Origin of the sequence: Phycobacter azelaicus (genome assembly GCF_014884385.1) — a bacterium.
In the GTDB taxonomy this organism is placed as follows: domain Bacteria; phylum Pseudomonadota; class Alphaproteobacteria; order Rhodobacterales; family Rhodobacteraceae; genus Phycobacter; species Phycobacter azelaicus.
This window is the reverse complement of sequence record NZ_WKFH01000003.1, coordinates 2,783,853-2,805,786: the sequence shown is the minus strand read 5'-3', so window position 1 is coordinate 2,805,786 and position 21,934 is coordinate 2,783,853. Positions and strand designations below refer to the sequence as shown.

Sequence of the window (21,934 nt, the reverse complement as noted above, 5' to 3'; positions counted from 1 at the left end):
CCCCCGCCCTCTTTGACCACTTCCCCCAAAGACGCCCTTTTCACGGGCTTTTCGCTTTATGCACTCACACTTTCCAAGGGTGGGACAATGGACGCCATAATCCTTCAAATCCTGAACGGGCTCGACAAGGGCTCGGCCTATGCGCTGATTGCGCTGGGGCTTACACTTATCTTCGGCACATTGGGCGTTGTGAACTTCGCCCATGGCGCCCTGTTCATGATCGGTGCCTTCTGTGCAGTGACGCTGAGCCGTATCCTGACACTGAGCCACACGATCATCGACGAAACCCAGAAAGACTTTCTCGGCAACCCGCTGAAGGTAGAGGTGCCTTATGTGCACGACATCTTCGGAGTGTCTGCGGGCGATGCCATCATGGACTGGGCCGTGCCGCTGTCGGTGCTGTTTGCGATCCCGATCATGATCCTGGTCGGGGTCATCATGGAACGCGGGCTGATCAAGCACTTCTACAAGCGCCCGCATGCGGACCAGATCCTGGTGACCTTTGGCCTCGCGATCGTCCTGCAGGAAGTGATCAAATACTTCTACGGTGCAAACCCGATCCCGACCCCGGCACCCGAGGCCTTTAAGGGCTCGCTCGATTTCGGTGCGATGATCGGCTTTGATCCCAATGTCATCATCTACCCCTACTGGCGGATCATCTACTTCGCCTTTGCAGCCGTGATCATCGGTGGCGTCTTTGCCTTCCTGCAGTTCACCACCTTCGGGATGGTTGTGCGGGCCGGTATGGCAGACCGCGAGACCGTGGGCCTTCTGGGCATCAACATCGACCGCCGTTTCACCATCATGTTCGGCATCGCCGCCGCCGTGGCGGGTCTTGCGGGCGTCATGTACACGCCGATCAACTCTCCCAACTACCATATGGGCATGGACTTCCTCGTGCTGTCCTTCGTCGTCGTGGTTGTCGGCGGCATGGGCTCTTTGCCCGGAGCGGTCCTCGCCGGTTTCCTGCTGGGCGTATTGGAAAGCTTTGCCTCCATGCGGGAAGTCATCGACATCATCCCCGGCATCAACCAGGTCATCATCTATCTGGTCGCCATCATCATTCTGCTGACCCGTCCGCGTGGCCTGATGGGCCGTAAAGGCGTGATGGAGGACTAAGACCATGCGTAAACTGGAAAAATCCGACCTTACCCTGCTGATCACGGTGGCGGTGCTGACCCTGTTCGCACCCTTCATCCTGAACCCGTTCCCGGCCGATAGCGCCATGGCACAGTTCAACGCGGGCTACCCCGACCTGATGCAGCGCTTCGTGATCTTCGGAATCTTCGCCATCGGCTTCAACATTCTCTTCGGCCTCACCGGCTACCTGTCCTTCGGCCATGCGGCCTTTCTGGGGGTCGGCTCCTATGCAGCGGTCTGGATGTTCAAACTACTGAGCATGAACGTCATCCCCGCCATCATCCTGTCGGTGATCGTGGCTGGCCTGTTCTCGCTGCTGATCGGTTTCATCAGCCTGCGTCGCTCGGGCATCTACTTCTCGATCCTGACGCTGGCCTTTGCGCAGATGATGTTCGCCCTAGCCTATTCGGTTCTGACGCCCATCACCGGCGGGGAAACCGGCCTGCAACTGGCGCTGGACGATCCGCGGATCCTTGGTCAAAGCCAGACGCCGGAAGGCAACATCCCGGTGCCAGGCCTCTTTGGCCTTGAGATGCGCGACAGCTTTGACATGGCCATCGGCAGCTGGACCTTTACTTTCAACGTCGGCTACTACTTCAGTGCGCTGGTCCTGATCGCCTCTTTCTACCTGGCCATCCGCATTTTCCGCTCGCCCTTTGGCATGATGCTGCGGGCTGTGAAGTCGAACCAGCAGCGGATGAACTACACCGGTTTGAACACCCGCCCCTATACACTTGCGGCTTTTGTGATCTCGGGCATGTATGCCGGCCTCGCCGGTGGACTGATGGCCTCGATGGACCCGCTGGCAGGCGCCGAGCGTATGCAGTGGACCGCATCCGGTGAAGTCGTCCTGATGACCATCCTCGGCGGTGCCGGCACCCTGATCGGACCCGTCTTGGGCGCAGGCTTCATCAAGTATTTCGAGAACATCTTCTCGAAGATCAATGCCACCATTCTGCACGAATGGTTCGCCTTCCTGCCCGACGGGCTTGAGGACTTCATCGTGGCGATCCTTTACCCGTTCATCGGCAAAGGCTGGCATCTGACGCTTGGCATTCTGTTCATGATGGTTGTGATCTTCCTGCCCGGTGGCCTGGTCGAAGGTGGTCAACGCATCGCGGCCTGGATCAAGGGTCGCAAGTCCGGCAAGACCTCTGCCGACGGCAAAACCGAACCTGCGGAATAAGGAGACTGACCAATGGGTATCCTCGAAGTCAAAAACGTAGGTAAGCGGTTCGGCGGCCTTCAGGCCCTGTCGGAAGTGAACCTCAGCGTCAAGGAAAACTCCGTTCACGCCATTATCGGGCCGAACGGGGCGGGCAAATCCACCCTCTTGAACTGCCTCGTCGGCAAGCTGATCCCGGACACCGGGTCAGTGATGTTCGACGGTCAGTCCGTGCTGGGGCGTGCGCCTTATGAAATCAACCAGATGGGCATCTCCCGCGTGTTCCAAACACCAGAGATCTTTGGCGATCTGACGGTGATGGAAAACATGCTGATCCCCTGCTTTGCGAAACGGGACGGCGCGTTTGAGCTGAACGCCATTCGCTCAATCTCGGAGCAGAAGGATGTGCTGGAAAAGGCCGAACAGATGCTGGTTGAGATGAACATGGCGGACAAGCGGCACATGCATGCCGCCGCCATGTCGCGCGGTGACAAGCGGCGCCTTGAGATCGGCATGTGCCTGTCCCAGGAGCCGCGCCTGTTGCTGTTGGACGAACCCACCGCCGGCATGGCGCGGGCCGATACCAACAATACCATCGATCTGCTGAAACAGATCTCGGACGAGCGCGATATCACCATCGCCATCATCGAACACGACATGCACGTGGTGTTCAGCCTTGCCAACCGGATCACCGTTCTGGCCCAGGGTACCCCTCTGGTCGAGGACGATCCGGAAAACATCCGCGGCAATCCCAAGGTGCGCGAAGCGTATCTGGGCGAAAGCGCATAAGGAGAGAGACAGATGAACGTCAAACCGGATTTCTCCAAGAACGCCAACCAGGCTACCACGGCTCCGGCCTTCCTGTCGGTCTGGGACATGCATGCCTACTATGGCGAGAGTTACATCGTGCAGGGCATCAACTTCAACGTCCACGAAGGCGAGATCCTCGCCCTGCTGGGCCGCAATGGTGCGGGCAAAACCTCGACCCTGCGCTCGATCGCGCGTATCGGGGATCCGCAGGTCACCCAGGGCGAGATCTGGCTCGATCACCAGCCCCTGCACCTGATGTCCAGCCACGAAGCTGCAACCGCCGGTCTGGGCTTGGTTCCAGAGGATCGCCGCATCATACCCGGCCTCACGGTTGAGGAGAACCTGCAGCTGGCCCAGATCGCCCCGCCCATCGGCTGGTCGATCGAGCGCCTGTATGACCTATTCCCCCGCCTTGGCGAACGGCGCAAGCAAGAGGGCGTAACCCTTTCGGGCGGTGAGCAGCAAATGCTTGCCATTGCCCGCGCGCTGGCCCGTGACATCAAGGTGCTTTTGCTGGACGAACCCTACGAAGGTCTAGCACCGGTGATCGTGGATGAGATTGAAAAGACCCTCATCCACATCAAGGAACAGGGTATGACCACGATCCTGGTGGAACAGAATGCCGTGCGCGCGCTGGAACTCGCCGATCGGGCGGTGATCCTGGATACCGGCGGAATCGTATTTGATGGCACCGCATCGGAGGTTCTGGAAAACGCCGATCTTCGCGCCGAATACCTGGCTATCTGACACCTTTATATCCCCGTCGCCCTGGCCTTCTGGCTGGTGCGGACCCCTCGAGGGCCGTCTTTGAATGAGGCGGCCCTTTTTTTCATGCGCGTTAAAGCCCGGCCACCCATAAACCGGAGTTATAAACGGCTTGCAGCCGAGTGCCGTCCACCTTCGCGCCTATTCGCACCCGCTGCTTTCTCTCCGATGTTGACGACACGGGATCCGCCTCCTTCGCGGTCCCCCTTCCCTAAAGGAGACCGCATATGTTCGCACGTACCGCTAAAGCCCTCGTCCTGGCCCTCATGATTCCCACCGTCGCCTTTGCCTCCGACGGCAAGCCCAGCGCCGAGGTCAAAGCCGAGATCCGCTCCACCCTCACCGAACAGGGCTACGAGGTGCGCAAGATCGAGAAGGAAGACGGCCTTTACGAGGCCTACGCCATCAAGGACGGCAAGAAACTGGAAATCTACATGAACGACAAAATGGAGATCATCCGCATCAAGGAAGACTGATCCCATCGACGCGCGATCAGGCAGGCGCAGCACGGGCCGCCCTGCCCCATTTTCTCAACTGGAGGAGCCTGCCATGCAACAATACTATGTCTGGGATCCGCTAGTGCGGCTGTTTCATTGGTCGCTTGTCATCCTCTTCTTCCTCAACGCGCTAGTCATCGATCCCGATGCGTCACTCCACGAGACCTTGGGTTATGTGGCTCTGGGACTTGTCGTCCTCCGGCTGGTCTGGGGGTTGCTCGGCACCCGATATGCGCGGTTTGCCAGCTTTCCTCCAAGCCCATCGGGCGCGGTAGAGCAGCTGACCGAAATCGCCACCGGACGGACCAATGCCCAGAAGGGCCATTCCCCCCTCGGGGCGCTAATGATTTACAACCTGCTGCTTAGCCTCATCGGCATCGGATTGAGCGGCTATCTGATGACCACCGACATGTTCTGGAGTACCGAATGGCCGGAAGAGCTGCACGAGGCACTGGTCATCTGGGCCGAAATCTCTGTGGTGCTGCACGTGGGCGCGGTCATTTTCGAAAGCCGCCGTACGCGGATCAATCTGGCCCGTGCGATGATCACGGGATACAAGGAGATGCCGACACCCGATACGGAGCCCCGGTCTTGAGCAGTACCCGAACCGATCCGGCCAAACCCACTGTGCTGATCGCACTGATCGTCGTGCAGTCCATCTGTGCGGCGATCTTCCTAGGCGATATCGTGGCGGACATTCTGATGCCCGACGCCATGGAAACCGAGGGCCGCCACGCCTTTCTCGAAGCCATCGCCACCTTCGGCCTGATCGCCGCCATCGTTGTTGAGGGACGCATCCTGATGTGGCTGTTGCGGCGCAAGGCCCACCTGGAACACAGCCTGCGCAGCGCCCAGGGCGCTATCCAGGAGGTGATCGATGCAGAATTCACCGCATGGAACCTGACACCCGCCGAACGTGATGTGGCGACTTTCCTCATCAAGGGGCTTACCACGGGAGAGATCGCCCAGATGCGCGGCAGTGCCGAGGGCACGGTGAAGGCGCAGCTCAATGCGATCTACCGCAAATCGGGCAGCGCCAACCGGGCCGAATTGATGAGTCTGTTGATCGACACCATGATGGGGCAACGCCCGCAGGAACCCGGACAGGGTTAAACCACTTACTGCGCGGTCCAGCCTCCATCCACGGGAATTGCGGTTCCGGTGACGTTATGGGCCACCGGCGCGCATAGCCACAGCGCCAATGCGCCAATTTCCGAAGGATCCGACAGACGCTGGCTGGGCTGTTTCTCGCTGAGCAGATCAGCAATACCCGCCGCCCGGTCCCCGCCCATCTGCGCCGCCCGCGCCGCCACCTGCGGTTCGATGATTGCGGTTTCGGTCCAACCCGGGCAGATGCAGTTCACGGTAATGCCGCCCGTGCTGCGGTCCCCCTGACTGGCATATTCCAGCGCCGCAACACGGCTGAGCCCAACAAGGCCGAATTTCGCCGCCACATAGGGTGCCTTGTCCTTGCTTGCCACCAGCCCGTGGACCGAGGCGATATTGATCACCCGGCCATAGCCGCGTGATGCCATCCCCGGCAGGGCCGCCTGCATGATGTGAAAGGCTGCTGAGAGGTTCACCGCCAAGATCGCATCCCAGGTCTCCCCCGGCATCTCCGCCAAAGGCGCGGTCTTCTGAATGCCTGCATTATTCACTACGATATCGGCCTCGCCCCAGGCGCCCACGGCCTCCATCAGCCCGTCGATCTCTGCCGGGTTGCTCAGATCTCCGGCAAAGAACCGCGCCTCGGGCGAACCAGCCTGCTGCAATGTCCGAACTGCCGCCTCTGCCGTTTCAGCATCCGCGATGCCATGCACGGCGATACGCGCACCTGCCGCAGCCAGTTCCCTTGCGATGGCAAGGCCAATGCCCTGCACCGATCCTGTCACCAGCGCCGTCTTTCCATTCAGATCCGTCATCGTTTTTCCTCCAGCCTCTTGCGCAGCTCGGTCTTCAGGACCTTGCCGTAGTTGTTCTTGGGCAGATCGGGCACTGAGATATAGGCCTTCGGCCGTTTGAACCGCGCGATCTGATCGTTGCAGAGCGTGTCCAGCTCGGCGCTTGATGCATCTCCGACAATGAAGGCCACCACCTCTTCGCCCCAGTCGGCATGCTTGCGCCCCACGACGGAAACCTCCTGCACACCCGGATGCATCAAAAGCACCTCCTCCACCTCGCGGGGGTAGACGTTGGAGCCGCCGGTGATGATCATATCCTTGGAGCGATCCTGAAGCGTCAGATAGCCCGCTGCGTCCATCACCCCCATGTCGCCGGTCATCAGCCAGCCGTCCTTCAGCGTCTCGGCGCTGGCCTTGGGGTTGTTCCAATAGCCCGGCATCACCGCATCGCCGCGCACCATGATCTCTCCGATGCTGCCCGGCGGCAGGAACTCGCCCTCCGGCGTGCCGATCTGCACCTCCACCGGGCTTTGGGCGCGGCCCACGCCGGCAAGGCGCGCCCGCCAGTCAGGATGCGTGCGGTCGATCACATCGTGACGCGGCAGGGCGGTGATCCCCATCGGGCATTCCCCCTGCCCGTAGATCTGCACGAAGATGGGGCCGAAGTGATCCACCGCGTCGATGATGTCCGCCAGATACATCGGCCCACCGGCATAGACCACGGTGCGCAGGCCCCGGCCCGTGCGCCCGGTCTGTTTCGCAACGGAGGTCATCCGCGTCACCATGGTGGGAGCGGCAAACATCTGCACTCGGCCAAAATGCTCCGCCAGATCGAAAATCTCTGCCTCGTCAAAGCCGCCAGAGGCAGGGCAGACATGCGCCGCCCCCACCAACACATGCAGCATGTTGTAAAGGCCCGCGCCATGGCTCATCGGCGCGGCATAGAGGATCTGGTCTTCACCGGTGGCCTGGTCCACATCCGTGAAATAGGCAAGCGACACCGCAACCAGCATCCGGTGTGTGATCATCACGCCCTTGGGCCTGCCGGTGGTGCCAGAGGTGTAGAACAGCCAGGCCAGATCCTCTGGCGCTCGGCGCAGCGGCTCGGTGATCGGAGCCGTTGCCATAGCCGCCGCATAGGTATCGCTTGAGAGATCGACACCCTCAACCGCCACCTCTGCCTCGGCCAAGGCCGCATCCAGCCCCGGTGATGTAAAGACCAGCCGCGCTCCGGAATCGGTCAGGATATAGGCCGCCTCGCGCCCATGGAGCTTGGCATTGATCGGCACCGCGGCGGCTCCGGCATACCAGATGCCATAAAGCGTGATCAGGTAATCCGGGCAATTCTTCATGAAGATCGCAACCCGGTCTCCCGGCTGGATGCCCTTGTCAATCAGCCAGCTTGCCACTCGCGCGGCGCGCTCGTGAAAATCCTGGTAATTCGCCACCAGATCCTGCCCCAGAAACAGCGCGGGGCGCGCGCCGTCCGCTGCCGCCCGGCGGGCCAGCCAAAGACCGATATTCATTGTCATCCTCCCATGTCGCGCGTCTGTCTGGCGACAAATTTACCCTCTCATGCCCCCCTCGGCCCTTCAATTCCGCAAAAATACCCGGTTAATAGGGGCCATGACAGACATCGCCTTTGACCATGCCCCTGTTGGACTTGCCGTTCTGGAAAGCCGCGTCATCAAACGCTGTAACCTGCAGTTCGCTGCCACCTTTGGCGGACAGCCGCAGGACTATGAAAACCTGTTGATTGCCGACCTCTACCCGACACAGGAAGAGTTTCATCGCATTGGCGCCCTACTTCAGGAAGAAGAGCATCGCACTGGCAGTTATAGCGACGAGCGCATCATGCGCCGCCGTTCCGGCGAATTGTTCTGGTGCCGGGTGCGTGGTCGCTCTGTGAGCCCGGAGGCCCCTTTCCAAACCGGGGTCTGGTCCTTTGCGGATATCTCGGAAGATCGTCCGGTCGTCAGTCTCACCCCGCGTGAAAGGGAAGTGGCAATCCTCACGTGCAAGGGCCTGTCGGCAAAGGAGATCGGCGCTAAGCTGGATCTGTCTTATCGCACGATCGAAACCCATCGCGCGCATCTGCTGGAGAAATTCGGCGCCCGCAAGCTGCCCGAACTGGTCGCCAAACTGACCGGCATGCCGCTTTGAGCGGTTCCCCGATTGCGAATCCCTGCCGCCGCCCCCATGTTGTGCGCAGTACAACACCGCATGAACGGTGGCGCTTTCCTTGTGGTAAAGCTTGGCCTATAAGCGCATCTGATTTGCCGCCTGCGACATGATGGCAGGCTTGGCGGAACCGGCTGAGGACAAAATGACAGAAAAAACGCACGAAGCTGACGTGGCATTCATCAAGGCGCTGGCCGAGCTGCTGCGCGACAACGACCTGACTGAACTGCAGGTCAAAAGGGATTACGGCGAAGACGACAGCCTGAACGTGCGTGTCTCGCGCCAGAGCGTTGTTGCAGCCGCCCCGGCTGCGGTTCAGGCCGCACCTGCCCCTGCCGCCGCACCTGTTGCAGCTCCGGCCGCACCGGCAGCTGCCGCCGAGGCTCCGGAAGATCCCGCCAGCCACCCCGGCGCGGTAACCTCGCCGATGGTCGGCACAGTTTATCTCCAGCCCGAACCGGGCGCGCCCTCCTTCATAAAAGTGGGCGACAGCGTCAGCGAAGGCGATACACTTTTGATCGTCGAAGCCATGAAGACCATGAACCACATTCCTGCGCCGAAATCCGGCACTGTGAAGCGCATTCTGGTCGAAGACGGCGCCGCCGTGGAGTTCGGATCCCCCCTGGTCATCGTCGAGTAAGGATCCCCCATGTTTGACAAGATCCTGATTGCCAATCGCGGTGAGATCGCCCTGCGCGTGATCCGTGCCTGCCGCGAGATGGGCATCCAGTCGGTCGCCGTGCATTCAACCGCCGATGCGGATGCGATGCACGTGCGCATGGCCGACGAATCGGTCTGTATTGGCCCGCCCTCTGGGGCACAAAGCTACCTTTCCATCCCAGCGATCATCTCGGCCTGCGAGATCACCGGCGCCCAGGCGATCCATCCCGGTTATGGCTTCCTGTCAGAAAACGCCAATTTCGTGCAGATCGTCGAGGATCACGGCCTGACCTTCATCGGCCCCTCGGCTGCTCATATCCGCATCATGGGTGACAAGATCACCGCCAAGGAGACCGCCAAAGAGCTTGGCATTCCAGTGGTTCCGGGCTCGGACGGCGGGGTCGCGGATCTGGCCACGGCCAAGGCTGCTGCCGCCGACATGGGTTACCCCGTAATCATCAAGGCCACCGCCGGCGGCGGCGGGCGCGGCATGAAAGTCGCCCGCGACGAAGCCGAACTGGAACAGGCGTTCTCCACTGCTCGTTCTGAGGCCAAAGCCGCCTTTGGCAATGACGAAGTCTACATGGAGAAGTATCTCCAGAAGCCGCGTCACATCGAGGTACAGGTCTTTGGCGATGGCAAGGAAACCGGCCTGCATCTGGCCGAGCGGGACTGCTCGCTGCAGCGCCGCCACCAGAAGGTCTTTGAAGAGGCACCAGGACCTTCGATCAGTGCCGAAGAACGTGCTCGGATCGGTAAGATCTGCGCAGATGCCATCGGCAAAATGGGCTACTCCGGCGCGGGCACCGTCGAGTTTCTCTATGAGGATGGTGAGTTCTATTTCATCGAGATGAACACGCGCCTTCAGGTGGAGCATCCGGTAACCGAAGGTATCTTTGGCGTCGATCTGGTCCGCGAACAGATCCGCGTGGCTGCCGGCCTGCCGCTATCGTTCACCCAGGAAGATCTGGTGATCAATGGCCATGCCATCGAGGTGCGCATCAACGCGGAAAAGCTACCGAACTTTTCCCCCTGCCCCGGCAAGATCACGGCGTTTCATGCACCAGGTGGTCTCGGCGTTCGGATGGATTCGGCACTTTATGACGGCTATTCCATCCCACCCTACTACGATAGTCTGATCGGCAAGCTGATCGTCCATGGACGTGACCGCCCCGAAGCGCTGGCCCGACTGAGCCGCGCCCTCGGAGAGCTGATCGTTGATGGCGTGGATACCACTGTGCCGCTGTTCCATGCGTTGCTGCAGGAACGCGACGTGCTGACCGGTGACTATGACATCCACTGGCTGGAACGCTGGCTGGAACAGAACATGGCCGCATAAGGCCGAAAACAACGGCGGGGCGTGCATTCGTACGCCCCGCAACTACTTTGTCTACCTGTTCTCCCTCGAAAAGAGCGCTCCGACCCAAACGATAACGAGGCGGCGCCATACCTTCAGGCAATCGGGGCCGACCATATCATGCTGACCCCTCAACTCTTGCTGCAGGCCTATTCCGTGGGAATCTTTCCCATGTCAGAGCACCGCGATGATCCCGAGATCTTCTGGGTCGACCCCAAGCGGCGCGGCATCCTGCCTCTTGATGGGTTTCGCATCTCCCGCTCACTGGCAAAACGGATCCGCAATGGTGGGTTCACGATAACGGTGAACCGGGACTTCAGCCGTGTCGTGGAAGGCTGCGCTGACCGCCCTGACACCTGGATCAATTCCGAGATCTTTGCACGCTATCTGGACCTACACCACATGGGCCACGCACACTCCCTTGAGGTCTGGCACCAAGGACAGCTTGCAGGTGGCGTCTACGGGGTTTCGCTTGGCGGAGCCTTTTTCGGGGAAAGCATGTTCTCGCGCCAGCGGGATGCTTCAAAGGTCGCGCTAGCCTATCTGATAGACCGGCTGCGTCAGGCTGGTTTTGTTCTGTGCGACACCCAGTTCATCACAGATCACCTTGCTTCACTTGGGGCGATTGAAATCAGCCGCAGCGCCTACCAGCGCCGTCTGCAGCAAGCCAAAGAACTCAAAGCAGACTTCACCGTGCCTGAAATCCCGCAGCCTCACTTGCTTTTGCAGCGAATGACCCAGACATCGTAGCGGTTGTGATCAAGCGCATTGAGCGCAGGGCTCGAGGCGATCATCCATCCCTCAAAGAAGATCTGTCCATCCCTGGGGCTGCGCACGGCAAGATAGGCATAGGCATCGCCAGTGGGATTCTCGGCCGGATAACGGCAGTCTGCAACCGTCACCAGAAGACCCAGTACCTCTGCAGTGCCGCCAATTGGCACCTCCACATCAATGGTGCGGCCGTTGACCTTGTCGAGCCCGCGCAACAATGCAGCCAAACCTGACACCGCTCCCTGAGGCTCCTGCGCATGTGCGGGTGCCGATGTGAAGGCAAAAAGACCCGCAGCGAAAACTTGAATGATCCGGCGCCGGATCACTTCGCGTCCTCGCCGTCATCTCCTCCAGCTACGAACTTGACCAAAAGGGAAATCAGGCTGACGGCACCTTGGGTGTCGAGAATCTCTTCACCAGGCTCCAGGTTGAGGGGAGATCCCCCTGGCATGATCTCAACGAAGTTGCCGCCGAGCAAACCCTCAGAGGAAATTACGACCGAGCTGTCATCGGGGATGACGATACCATCACGCACGGTAAAGCGCGTATCGGCGCGGAACGTTTCAGGGTTCAGTTCAACCCCGGTCACGGTGCCGATCTTGACACCTGCGAGGCGAACATCAGTGCCGACCGTAACCCCCTCCAAAGAGCGGAAGGAGGCCGTCAGAGGATAGCCCGCGCCACCGCTCGAAAGGCCAGCTGCCTGACCGGCATAGATCGCAAACGCCAGCGCTGCCGCGACAACTACGCCGCCCGCAAGGACCTCTGTGGTGTTATGGGACATATCGTCTGCCTGTCTCGATCAGTTTTTTGGACACTGTGCAGCGCCTGTGCCAGCTGGGCTTATTCCGGCACCCATGCCTCGTAGTCGCTACGTTCCTGAGGCTCACCGCCGCGACGGATCGAGCCCGTCGGCGCATAGGCCATGGCCGTGCCGGTCAGATTCTCTTGATGTGGCTTTTCCCACGATTTGTGCGCCAGCGGCTTATCGCTTGGCACCTCATCAAAGGTGCGGTGCAACCAGCCGTGCCAATCGGGGCTCACGCGCGAGGCTTCGGCTTCACCGTTAAAAATGACCCAGCGACGGCTGTCATCGGCATTGCGATAAAACACATTGCCCTGATCATCTTCGCCGACCTTGGTGCCCTTGCGGCGAGTGTAGATGGCGGTGTTTAGCGTGGAGCCGTTCCACCAGGTCACAGCGCGCAAAAGAGTATTCAGGATTCCCATGGGTGCCTCCGAAAGTGTTGACACCGATATGGCGCAATTTGGCAGCAAGGTCCAGTGTCAACGCGGCCGTTGGTTGACCATCGGTGTCTGCCCGCCAACAATGTACGCGATGTCAGTCCTCACCGCGTTTCACACAAACTGCTGGATGCAGTACAAAGGGCTAGTGAGGTTTTCAACAAGGACCCCAAGGTGGCGAATTCTGGCTATCCGGCTGCAGGATCCAGGGCCGTGACTTCGATTTCAATGCGGTACTTGGGATCAATCAGCCCACATTCGATCATGGTGGCGGCGGGAGGGTTGTCGCCAAAGGTTTCGGCCAACATGGGCCAGCAGGGCTCAAACTCGGCAGCATCCGGCAAATAGTAGTTCACTCGCACGACATCGGCAAAAGAAGCCCCAGCCTCGGACAACGCCTTTTCGATGATCTCCAACGCCGCCCGGCATTGAGACACAACATCATCCCCCTGTCCCACGGTCCCGGCCACGTGAACAAACCCGCCCGCGACGACAGCCCGGCAATAGCCGACCGTTTTTTCGAATTCTCCACCCGACGAAATGCGTCTGATCATAACTTTCTCCCTAATCCGGAAATGTCATGCCTCATGATCACATCCAGGGCATTTTGCCAAGTCCGTCCAAAAATCACACAAACAGCATTCACATTTGGGCATATGAGCAACAATGCGTTTCAATCTGCGACTTCATCAGCAAAACCTGTTGCGAGTGATCCGCTGCAGATTGATTTTGTGTCGCAACAGGGCAAACACGGACCACAGGAATCATGGCACAAAAATCCCTCTTTCTGGCCGCAGTAACCAGCGTTTCAATGTCGGTCACAGCAGCATCTGCAGATACACCGTCACTGTTCTTTGGCGCTTCACCCTACATCAAGGGCGAACTCGGATGGATGATGCCGGATGGGGACGGCGGGTTCTGGACCGGGGCAGACGCGACCGCCCAACCGTGTCCTTCAATGTCGATGGCTCCGACGAGGCTTTTGGTTCGCTCTCTTTCGGACTTGACTGGGGTAATGGCCTTCGCGGCGAGTTGGGCCTCTTTTCCACCGGCACATCCAACGTGACCGGCGCGTGCTCCGGCGCCTCGGATGGATCGGCCTGTAGCACCCATGCCAATATCACCCAAGCATCGGTCTCGACCCGTGGTGCCATGGCCTCTCTCTATTACTCACCGCTAGAAGCCCAGGGCAACTCGGGCGCCTTTCAGCCGTTCATTGTGGTTGGCCTTGGCGCCGCAGAAAACGACATGGGCAGCTGGACCCGCGTGAACCCGGCTGCCACGCGCCCGACGCGGACCTTCAGCGGCGACAAGAACGTGGATTTCGCCTGGTCCATCGGGGCGGGTTTCTCCTACGAGGTCAACAATCCGGGCCAGTTCCCAATCATACTCGAAACCTCCTTGCGGTATTTCGACTATGGTCAGGCAGAGGGCGGCTCGACTGTGCTTTCCGACAATGGGAACGGCCCACGCACACCATTTACGTTCGACAACAAGGCGACCGTCCTGAGTTTCGGTCTGCGGATCCCGCTGCGCCGGAACTGATCCCCCCCCCTGCAAAAAGAAAACAGCCCGCAGCGCCCCGTCAGGCCTGCGGGTTTTCATTACGGGACGTGCCAATCGTCACTCCTGATCAATCCCCAAACCGGATGAGCGCGGCAAGCCGTTTCTCATTGCTATAGAGGTACAGGTTACTGAATACTGTCCGTGCACGAACCAGGCGCCAGGACTGTAAAGAGTGTCCTTCAATTCAGTGGACAGCTCAATTGGCCAATACTCGGCGCAAGCGTCGATATGGTCAGAGTGATTTACAGGTAGCTCCGCCCTTGGGCTTTCGACCCACTCCCCGTCGAACCGGAATTTCCAACCCATCTCACGGTCCTGCCATGTAGGAGGCTGTACTGGTGCATCAGGGCCCAATCGCACGATGGCATATGTACAGTCCCAGGTCTCGGCATCTTTTGCGTGAAACCGGCGTGTTGCCAGAGCCTCTGCCACCGGAAGGCGCGCGGCGAGAATATCGCGGGCATAGATCGGATCAAAGGTCTGGCGGTCATTTTCGGGCATCCAGGTGAACAGATACCACCATACCCCATAGAAAAAGGCGAACGTCAAACAGACGTTCGCCACTCCGCGCAACAGCGCAAATAAGACCCACATAGGCTATCAACCAGCCGAAGCGGATTCCTTTTCGTCGGCGTAGATCATCAGGGGCTGTGCATCAGCGCCGACGGCCTCTTCGTTGACGACCACCTTGGTGACATTGCCCATGCCCGGCAGTTCGAACATGGTGTCGAGCAGGATGTCCTCAAGGATCGAGCGCAGACCACGGGCACCGGTCTTGCGTTCGATTGCTTTCTTGGCAATCGCCAAGAGCGCCTCCTCGGTGAAGTCCAGCTCAGTGTCTTCCAGTTCGAACAGGCGCTGGTACTGTTTGATCAGCGCGTTCTTGGGCTTGGTCAGGATAGTAACAAGCGCGTCCTCAGCCAGGTCTTCAAGCGTTGCAAGAACCGGCAGACGCCCTACAAATTCCGGGATCAGACCGAACTTCAGCAGATCCTCAGGCTCAAGGTCCTGGAAGATCTCGCCCACACCGCGATCATCGTTGTCACGCACATCGGCGCCAAAGCCCATGGCAGATCCCTTGCCGCGCTGTGCGATGATGCGATCCAGACCTGCAAAGGCGCCGCCGCATATGAACAGGATGTTGGTCGTGTCGACCTGCAGAAACTCCTGCTGCGGATGCTTGCGCCCGCCCTGCGGCGGAACAGAGGCGACCGTGCCTTCCATCAGTTTCAGAAGCGCCTGCTGCACCCCCTCGCCGGACACATCGCGCGTGATCGAAGGGTTTTCCGACTTGCGGGTGATCTTGTCCACCTCGTCGATATAGACGATGCCGCGCTGCGCGCGCTCAACGTTGTATTCCGACGCCTGCAGCAGTTTGAGAATGATGTTCTCAACGTCTTCACCCACGTAACCGGCTTCGGTCAGCGTGGTGGCGTCCGCCATTGTAAAGGGGACATCCAGAATGCGCGCCAATGTCTGCGCCAAAAGCGTCTTGCCGCAGCCGGTGGGGCCAATCAGAAGGATGTTGGACTTCGCCAATTCGATGTCGCTGGCCGATTTCTGAGCGTGATTGAGACGCTTGTAGTGGTTGTGCACAGCAACCGACAGAACACGTTTCGCCGTGGCCTGCCCGATCACATAATCGTCCAATACCTCGCAAATATCCTTGGGCGTGGGCACACCGTCGGTGGCCTTGAGGCCCGAGGCTTTGGTCTCTTCGCGGATGATATCCATGCACAGCTCGACGCATTCGTCGCAGATGAACACGGTCGGTCCTGCAATCAGCTTGCGCACCTCATGCTGGCTCTTGCCGCAGAAGCTGCAGTAAAGCGTGTTCTTGCTGTCGCCGCTTGAGTTCGTTGCCATGTTCTACCTTTCAGTCCGCTTCGGCGGAAACGAGACAGTCCGCTCCGCGCCTTTTTGACAGCTTAAGACACCACTCAGGCCGTCACAATGTCAAAGTGTGCCCCAAAGGGATAGGGCACACGCGCCCGATCATTTACCGGGCTTAGCTGATATCCTCATCACCCTTGGCGCGATTTTCAACGATTTCGTCGATCAGACCAAAGGCTTTTGCCTCTTCCGGCGACATGAAGTTGTCACGCTCAAGCGCGTTTTCGATCTTCTCGTATTCCTGGCCGGTGTGCTTCACGTAGATTTCATTGAGGCGGCGCTTCAGCTTCAGCGTTTCCTCGGCGTGAATCATGATGTCGGTCGCCTGCCCCTGATAGCCACCAGAGGGCTGGTGCACCATCACACGGCTGTTGGGCAGCGAGAAGCGCATGCCCGGCTCACCGGCCGTCAGCAGCAGCGAGCCCATGGAGGCCGCCTGACCGATCACCAGGGTCGAAACCTTCGGCTTGATGTACTGCATGGTGTCATAGATCGACAGACCGGATGTCACCACGCCGCCGGGCGAGTTGATGTACATCGAGATTTCCTTGGACGGGTTTTCCGCTTCAAGGTGCAAAAGCTGCGCGACGATCAGCGAGCTCATCCCGTCATGAACCGGGCCATTGAGAAAGATGATACGCTCTTTCAGCAGGCGCGAGAAAATATCGTAAGCGCGCTCTCCCCGGCTGGTCTGTTCGACCACCATGGGCACCAGAGTGTTCATGTATGTTTCTGTGGGATCAATCATTAGAACCTGCCTGCGTTGGTTTATGTCCGGCATCATACCCGACGATGTATTACCTGAGTCTTAGTGCCGGCCCCAAAGAGCTGCAAGGGGCGCACATAGAATTTACGGTTGCGGCCGCGCAGATGCGGCGCCCGGAACACGTCGTAAATCACGGCTGGCCTGTCGTAATTTCCGGGCCTGCCAGCCGCGCTCTGGACTACCAAAGACATGATCGCTCGCGCCCGGATCCGTGCCATGACAGATGACAACTTCGTTCAGAAAGGCGCAGCCGCCAAATTGGACCTGCCCTTTGATGGAGCGCCACAGGATTTCTATTTCCTGCTCTTGAACAAGGCCACCATGCTGCCGGTTGCCGCTGCCATCGAGCCGCTTCGCATTGCCAATCAGGTGACCAACAGACGGCTCTATCGCTGGTTCGTGATGACCGAGGATGGTGCTCCGATCCGGTGCTCGAACGGGATGACCATCACCCCGGACATGCCGCTTCGCCCGCTGCCTGCAGACAGTCTTGGTTTTGTCTGTGCGGGCGTTGAGCCACAAAGCAGCGCGGGCGAGGTCACGCTCAACTGGCTGCGCCGGGAAAGCCGGTTCGGTCGGGCTATCGGTGGGATCTGCACGGGAGCCTTCGCCCTTGCCCAGGCAGGGTTGCTCAAGGATCAGGCCTTTACCCTGCACTGGGAGAACCAACCGGGGTTCGTAGAGCGCTTCCCCCGCCTGATCCCCACGGGCAATACATTCGAAATCTCCGGCTCCTTGATGACCTGCGGCGGCGGCAATGCGGCAACCGATCTAATGCTGAACCTGATTGAGGCCCGTCATGGCAAACAGCTTGCCATCATTGTCGCTGACATGTGCCTTCACGTCCGTTCGGGCGGGCAAGCGGCGCCGCAGAAATCGAACTTTGCGGTCGCTATCGGCAGCCGTAATCAACGTCTTTTGAATGCCTTGCAACTGATGCAGGAAGCCATCGAGGAACCGCTTCAGATCAGTGATCTTTGTACGCGACTCGACATATCCCGCCGCCAGTTGGAGCGGCTGTTTTCTCGCTATCTCAACCAAAGCCCGATGCAGGTCTATTGCGACATGCGCCTGAGCCATGCCTTTGCGCTGATGAATGAAACATCAATGTCAGTGACCGAGATCGCACTCGCATCAGGATTTAACAGCACTACTCACTTCTCGCGCCAGTTCAAACGCAAATTCGGCGCCAGCCCGCATTTTTTTCGCAAGGGCTGGTCCTGAGCCTCATTTCCGGTCCCAGAATGCAAAACGCCCCGGCCTGAAGACCGGGGCGTTCGCGCGTTTCATGAAATGGTTCACTTCAGATCGAAGCGATCCGCGTTCATCACCTTCGTCCAGGCGGCGACAAAGTCGTTCACGAACTTGTCGCCATTGTCGGACTGTGCATAGACCTCAGCCAGGGCCCGCAGCTGCGAGTTGGAGCCAAATACGAGATCACAGCGCGTTGCGGTCCATTTGACCTCACCGCTTTCGCGATCACGGCCTTCGAACTCCTGCGCGTCCTCCGAAGTGGGCTTCCATTCGGTCGCCATGTCCAGAACGTTGACGAAGAAGTCGTTGGTCAGAGTTTCGGGCTTGTCGGTGAACACACCATGGGCCGTTTGACCCACATTGGTGTTCAGAACCCGCAGGCCACCGACCAGAGCGGTCATTTCCGGTGCCGTCAGCGTCAGAAGCTGAGCCTTGTCGAGCATCATCTCTTCGGGCGCCACGGTAAAGCGAGCCTTCTGGTAGTTGCGGAAGCCATCGGACACCGGCTCCAGCACGTCGAAAGCCTCCGCATCGGTCTGCTCTGCGCTTGCGTCCATGCGACCCGGCGTAAAGGGCACTTCGATGTCCTGACCGGCCGCCTTGGCTGCCTGTTCGATCCCGACAGAGCCGCCAAGAACGATCAGATCCGCCAGCGACACTTTCTTACCATCAGTGCGTTCGGCGTTGAAGTAACCCTGGATGCCTTCCAGAACACCCAGCACGCGGGCCAGTTGCTCGGGCTGGTTGGCTTCCCAGTCCTTCTGCGGTGCAAGACGAATGCGTGCGCCATTGGCACCACCACGCATGTCAGACCCACGGAAAGTGGAGGCAGAGGCCCAAGCGGTCGATACAAGCTCAGGAATAGTCAGATCGGTTTCTGCAATCTTCGCTTTCAGCTCAGCGATATCTGCTGCATCGATCAGATCGTGATCGACGGCCGGAATTGGATCCTGCCAGATCAGGTCTTCGGCCGGAACCTCGTCGCCGAGGTATCGCGATTTCGGCCCCATGTCGCGGTGGGTCAGCTTGAACCAGGCGCGGGCAAAGGCATCTGCGAACTCATCCGGGTTCTCATGGAAGCGGCGCGAAATCTTCTCGTAGGCCGGATCCATGCGCATTGCCATATCGGCAGTGGACATGAAGATCGGGACCTTCTTCGAAGGATCTTCCGGATCGGGCGCCATGTCCTCTTCCTGAATATCCTTCGGCGTCCAGACCCATGCACCTGCAGGGCTTTTGACCTTTTCCCACTCGTACTTGAAGAGCACGTCGAAATACCCATTGTCCCACTGGATCGGGTTGGGCGTCCAGGCCCCTTCCAAACCAGAGGTGATGGTGTCGCGGCCCTTGCCGGACTTGTAGCTGCTCATCCAGCCAAAGCCCATGGCCTCCATCGGGGCGCCTTCCGGCTCGGGGCCGACGTGGGCAGCATCGCCTGCACCGTGCATCTTGCCGAAGGTGTGACCGCCTGCGGTCAGGGCGACGGTTTCCTCGTCGTTCATCGCCATCCGGGCGAAGGTCTCACGGATATCACGCGCCGAAAGCAGCGGGTCAGGATTGCCATCCGGGCCTTCGGGATTCACGTAGATCAGACCCATTTGTACAGCCGCCAGCGGGTTTTCCAGGTCGCGATCGCCCGAGTACCGGCTGTTTTCTTTATCGGAGGTGGCGAGCCACTCCTCCTCGGCGCCCCAGTAGATGTCTTCCTCGGGCTCCCAGACGTCTGCGCGGCCGCCAGCGAAACCAAAGGTCTTGAACCCCATGGATTCCAGCGCGCAGTTACCCGCCAGGATCATCAGGTCCGCCCAGGAGATCTTGTTGCCGTACTTCTGTTTGATCGGCCACAGAAGACGACGCGCCTTGTCCAGGTTTCCGTTGTCGGGCCAGCTGTTCAGCGGTGCAAACCGCTGCTGACCGGTGCCGCCGCCACCGCGACCATCGCCAGTCCGGTAGGTGCCTGCGCTGTGCCAGGTCATCCGAATGAAAAGACCGCCATAGTGACCATAGTCAGCCGGCCACCAGTCCTGGCTGTCGGTCATAAGAGCATAGAGATCTTCTTTCAGCGCCTTGAGGTCGAGCTTTTTGAATTCTTCCGCGTAGTCAAATGCCTGCCCCATCGGGTCGGACTTGGCCGAGTTCTGATGCAGGATCCGCAGGTTCAGCTGGTTCGGCCACCAGTCGCTGTTGACGCGCGCGCCAAAAGTGGTGGTCCCGCCATGCATCACCGGGCATTTGCCGCCGCTGGGGATATCGTTTCCGTCCATTTCTCTCTCCGATCAAAGCTACGTTTCGTATCTGTCGTGGCGTGAAGACTATGCTGGACGACGCCCAGCATAGGCCTCCCCTCAGGAAAGAGTGCTATATCGGCGATAATTACGCTGCATCCTGCTGGGACGCGTCCCACGCAAGATACAGCGCTGATCGCAATCGGCCTGTCTGCTGAGCGGCATAGAGTATCGCGGATCATGCCAACACAGAAAGAATCGAGCCGAAAAACACTCCCTCCCTTAACCTAGAAACATTCTAACCAAGCCGTATAATAAAAATAAGTTATTTTTACTGATGGCAATCATAGCCAAACTCTATCAATTTACGATCTCCCCCTCTGGCGGATGCACAACGAACCGGGGCGCCCGATTGGACGCCCCTGAAACATGCCATCCGCAATGAAAAGTCGGCTTAGCCAAACATGTCCTTTGTGATACCGGCATACCAGCCGATGCTCTCCTCATAAGTCGCCTGGCGCAACTCTGCGTTCTCACCTGTCTGCGAAATAAAGCCGTCTACCTTGGCAATCTTTTCCTCAGTGGCCTCATACGTTGCACCGACCTTGACCCCGTCATTGGTGTCGATCAGCGACCAGCAGGTGTTGGAGAACTTGGCCGGGAACATCTTGGATCCGGTCAGCGCCGCGCGCACAGCCATTGCTGCCACCTTGGCCTGGCTATTGGCGGAAAAGCCTGATTTCGGCATGTCCCCTTGCGCGCAGGCATCGCCCAGAACGTGGATGTTTTCGTCAACACGGCTTTGCATGGTGCGGCCATCTACCGGCGCCCAGTTGCCTTCGGTGATGCCAGCCATGTCGCAGATGCGGCCCGCCTTCATTGCGGGGATGACGTTGCACGCGTCCGCCTTGACCTCTTCGCCGTCGATGCTGACAGTCATTGCCTCCGGGTTGACCGATACATTGCCACCGCCGAACTCCGCTCCGATCCAGTCAATCATGCCGTCATAATGATTGGCCCAGCCTTCCTGAAAGAGAGCCATCTTCGAAAACTTTGGCTTTGGATCGGCGACGATGATCTTGGCCGTTGGGTTCTTTGCCTTCAGGACATGCGCCACCATGGATACGCGCTCATAAGGTCCAGGCGGGCAGCGATAGGGGTTCGGCGGCGCCACCATTACAAAGGTGCCGCCTTCGGGCATCGACTCGATCTGTGCTTTCAGGAGCTCCGACTGAGACCCCGCCTTATAGGCATGGGGCATCTTGTTCTGAGCGCTCAAATCCCAGCCTTCTACAGCGCCTTCTACAAAATCAATGCCCGGTGACAGGATCAACCGGTCATAGGGCAGCGAGGCCCCTCCAGCGAGGCTCACGGTCCGCGCATCACGGTCGATGCCCGTGGCCCAATCATGCACCACGTTGATGCCGTAATCGCTGGCAAGGGTTCCATAACTATGCGCGATGCTGGACAGCTCGCGAAATCCCCCGATGTAAAGGTTCGAGAAGAAACAGGTGTAGTAGCTGCGGCTTGGCTCAACCAAGGTGACGTCGATCGCCCCTTTCGCACCCTTGGCAATATATCGGGCCGCAGTCGCGCCGCCTGCGCCGCCGCCGATCACCACCACGCGCGGGCGCGCTTGCCCCAAGACTGCGGGCGCCTGCAAGGCCGCCGCAGCAGCAACACTGGCGCCCATAAAACTGCGTCTGTCAATTGTCATTTGTTCTTCTCCTCCCTTTGA

General features: G+C 59.3%; 25 protein-coding genes. 14 read left to right on the top strand and 11 right to left on the bottom strand.

Annotated features, from left to right (window positions below; genetic code table 11):
- The first annotated feature begins 87 nt into the window (after window positions 1-87).
- The 7 genes from INS80_RS14585 to INS80_RS14555 all read left to right on the top strand — a co-directional run bounded on the left by INS80_RS14585 (window position 88) and on the right by INS80_RS14555 (window position 5,490).
- The gene (locus INS80_RS14585) at window positions 88-1,119 is read left to right on the top strand and encodes a branched-chain amino acid ABC transporter permease (RefSeq protein WP_192966327.1); all 1,032 of its coding nucleotides are present in this window, start codon (window positions 88-90) and stop codon (window positions 1,117-1,119) included.
- A gap of 4 nt (window positions 1,120-1,123) precedes the next feature.
- Window positions 1,124-2,326: a branched-chain amino acid ABC transporter permease gene (locus INS80_RS14580; RefSeq protein ID WP_192966326.1), complete on the top strand. Its 1,203-nt coding sequence runs from the start codon at window positions 1,124-1,126 to the stop codon at window positions 2,324-2,326.
- Between the two features lie 12 nt (window positions 2,327-2,338).
- Complete coding sequence (locus INS80_RS14575) at window positions 2,339-3,094, top strand: ABC transporter ATP-binding protein (protein WP_192966325.1); 756 nt, start codon at window positions 2,339-2,341, stop codon at window positions 3,092-3,094.
- Between the two features lie 12 nt (window positions 3,095-3,106).
- Window positions 3,107-3,862 (top strand): ABC transporter ATP-binding protein, encoded by a 756-nt coding sequence (locus tag INS80_RS14570; protein ID WP_192966324.1) that lies wholly within the window; start codon window positions 3,107-3,109, stop codon window positions 3,860-3,862.
- Window positions 3,863-4,107: 245 nt separating this feature from the next.
- The gene (locus INS80_RS14565) at window positions 4,108-4,356 is read left to right on the top strand and encodes a PepSY domain-containing protein (RefSeq protein ID WP_192966323.1); all 249 of its coding nucleotides are present in this window, start codon (window positions 4,108-4,110) and stop codon (window positions 4,354-4,356) included.
- A 73-nt stretch (window positions 4,357-4,429) separates the two neighbouring features.
- Window positions 4,430-4,972, top strand: a complete 543-nt coding sequence (locus INS80_RS14560) for a cytochrome b/b6 domain-containing protein (RefSeq protein WP_192966322.1) — start codon at window positions 4,430-4,432, stop codon at window positions 4,970-4,972.
- A complete protein-coding gene (locus tag INS80_RS14555) occupies window positions 4,969-5,490 on the top strand; it encodes a helix-turn-helix transcriptional regulator (RefSeq protein WP_192966321.1) in 522 nt (173 codons plus the stop codon). Before INS80_RS14560 ends, INS80_RS14555 begins: the two co-directional genes overlap by 4 nt.
- Window positions 5,491-5,495: 5 nt before the next feature.
- On the opposite strand, the gene INS80_RS14550 is transcribed toward INS80_RS14555, so the two are convergent.
- Window positions 5,496-6,299 carry a 3-hydroxybutyrate dehydrogenase gene (locus INS80_RS14550; RefSeq protein ID WP_192966320.1) on the bottom strand — a complete coding sequence of 268 codons (804 nt, stop codon included), beginning with the start codon at window positions 6,297-6,299 and terminating at the stop codon, window positions 5,496-5,498.
- A complete protein-coding gene (locus INS80_RS14545; protein ID WP_192966319.1) occupies window positions 6,296-7,804 on the bottom strand; it encodes a class I adenylate-forming enzyme family protein in 1,509 nt (502 codons plus the stop codon). Before INS80_RS14545 ends, INS80_RS14550 begins: the two co-directional genes overlap by 4 nt.
- Before the next feature lie 100 nt (window positions 7,805-7,904).
- Between INS80_RS14545 and INS80_RS14540 the strand changes: the two genes are divergently transcribed.
- The 4 genes from INS80_RS14540 to aat all read left to right on the top strand — a co-directional run bounded on the left by INS80_RS14540 (window position 7,905) and on the right by aat (window position 11,226).
- On the top strand, window positions 7,905-8,441 hold the full coding sequence (locus INS80_RS14540; protein ID WP_192966318.1) for a LuxR C-terminal-related transcriptional regulator: 537 nt from the start codon (window positions 7,905-7,907) through the stop codon (window positions 8,439-8,441).
- Window positions 8,442-8,604: 163 nt separating this feature from the next.
- A complete protein-coding gene (accB, locus tag INS80_RS14535; protein WP_192966317.1) occupies window positions 8,605-9,099 on the top strand; it encodes an acetyl-CoA carboxylase biotin carboxyl carrier protein in 495 nt (164 codons plus the stop codon).
- Between the two features lie 9 nt (window positions 9,100-9,108).
- Window positions 9,109-10,458 carry an acetyl-CoA carboxylase biotin carboxylase subunit gene (accC, locus tag INS80_RS14530; protein ID WP_192966316.1) on the top strand — a complete coding sequence of 450 codons (1,350 nt, stop codon included), beginning with the start codon at window positions 9,109-9,111 and terminating at the stop codon, window positions 10,456-10,458.
- 135 nt (window positions 10,459-10,593) lie between these two features.
- Window positions 10,594-11,226: a leucyl/phenylalanyl-tRNA--protein transferase gene (aat, locus tag INS80_RS14525; protein WP_192967294.1), complete on the top strand. Its 633-nt coding sequence runs from the start codon at window positions 10,594-10,596 to the stop codon at window positions 11,224-11,226.
- Here aat and INS80_RS14520 read toward each other — a convergent pair.
- The 4 genes from INS80_RS14520 to INS80_RS14505 form a co-directional block, all read right to left on the bottom strand.
- Complete coding sequence (locus tag INS80_RS14520; protein WP_439650958.1) at window positions 11,190-11,555, bottom strand: DUF2155 domain-containing protein; 366 nt, start codon at window positions 11,553-11,555, stop codon at window positions 11,190-11,192. The two genes, aat and INS80_RS14520, sit on opposite strands and share 37 nt — an antisense overlap.
- A gap of 14 nt (window positions 11,556-11,569) precedes the next feature.
- Window positions 11,570-12,031: an outer membrane lipid asymmetry maintenance protein MlaD gene (gene mlaD, locus INS80_RS14515; RefSeq protein WP_192966315.1), complete on the bottom strand. Its 462-nt coding sequence runs from the start codon at window positions 12,029-12,031 to the stop codon at window positions 11,570-11,572.
- A 59-nt stretch (window positions 12,032-12,090) separates the two neighbouring features.
- Window positions 12,091-12,477 (bottom strand): NADH:ubiquinone oxidoreductase subunit NDUFA12, encoded by a 387-nt coding sequence (locus tag INS80_RS14510; protein ID WP_192966314.1) that lies wholly within the window; start codon window positions 12,475-12,477, stop codon window positions 12,091-12,093.
- A 203-nt stretch (window positions 12,478-12,680) separates the two neighbouring features.
- Window positions 12,681-13,046 (bottom strand): RidA family protein, encoded by a 366-nt coding sequence (locus INS80_RS14505; protein WP_192966313.1) that lies wholly within the window; start codon window positions 13,044-13,046, stop codon window positions 12,681-12,683.
- 102 nt (window positions 13,047-13,148) lie between these two features.
- On the opposite strand from INS80_RS14505, the gene INS80_RS19350 reads away from it, so the two are divergent.
- Together INS80_RS19350 and INS80_RS14500 are read left to right on the top strand one after the other, a co-directional pair.
- Window positions 13,149-13,292 (top strand): hypothetical protein, encoded by a 144-nt coding sequence (locus INS80_RS19350; protein ID WP_226892631.1) that lies wholly within the window; start codon window positions 13,149-13,151, stop codon window positions 13,290-13,292.
- An 88-nt stretch (window positions 13,293-13,380) separates the two neighbouring features.
- On the top strand, window positions 13,381-14,037 hold the full coding sequence (locus INS80_RS14500) for a hypothetical protein (protein WP_192966312.1): 657 nt from the start codon (window positions 13,381-13,383) through the stop codon (window positions 14,035-14,037).
- Window positions 14,038-14,115: 78 nt separating this feature from the next.
- On the opposite strand, the gene INS80_RS14495 is transcribed toward INS80_RS14500, so the two are convergent.
- The 3 genes from INS80_RS14495 to INS80_RS14485 form a co-directional block, all read right to left on the bottom strand.
- On the bottom strand, window positions 14,116-14,559 hold the full coding sequence (locus INS80_RS14495) for a hypothetical protein (protein ID WP_192966311.1): 444 nt from the start codon (window positions 14,557-14,559) through the stop codon (window positions 14,116-14,118).
- Window positions 14,560-14,658: 99 nt separating this feature from the next.
- The gene (gene clpX / locus INS80_RS14490) at window positions 14,659-15,924 is read right to left on the bottom strand and encodes an ATP-dependent Clp protease ATP-binding subunit ClpX (protein ID WP_192966310.1); all 1,266 of its coding nucleotides are present in this window, start codon (window positions 15,922-15,924) and stop codon (window positions 14,659-14,661) included.
- Between the two features lie 142 nt (window positions 15,925-16,066).
- Window positions 16,067-16,699, bottom strand: a complete 633-nt coding sequence (locus INS80_RS14485; protein WP_192966309.1) for an ATP-dependent Clp protease proteolytic subunit — start codon at window positions 16,697-16,699, stop codon at window positions 16,067-16,069.
- A 234-nt stretch (window positions 16,700-16,933) separates the two neighbouring features.
- Here INS80_RS14485 and INS80_RS14480 point away from each other — a divergent pair, with 234 nt between their 5' ends.
- Complete coding sequence (locus INS80_RS14480; protein WP_192966308.1) at window positions 16,934-17,941, top strand: GlxA family transcriptional regulator; 1,008 nt, start codon at window positions 16,934-16,936, stop codon at window positions 17,939-17,941.
- Between the two features lie 74 nt (window positions 17,942-18,015).
- On the opposite strand, the gene katG is transcribed toward INS80_RS14480, so the two are convergent.
- Both katG and INS80_RS14470 read right to left on the bottom strand, forming a co-directional pair.
- The gene (katG, locus tag INS80_RS14475; RefSeq protein WP_192966307.1) at window positions 18,016-20,235 is read right to left on the bottom strand and encodes a catalase/peroxidase HPI; all 2,220 of its coding nucleotides are present in this window, start codon (window positions 20,233-20,235) and stop codon (window positions 18,016-18,018) included.
- A gap of 415 nt (window positions 20,236-20,650) precedes the next feature.
- Entirely contained in the window at window positions 20,651-21,913 is a 1,263-nt protein-coding gene (locus INS80_RS14470) for an NAD(P)/FAD-dependent oxidoreductase (protein WP_192966306.1), read from the bottom strand.
- Window positions 21,914-21,934 lie beyond the last annotated feature (21 nt).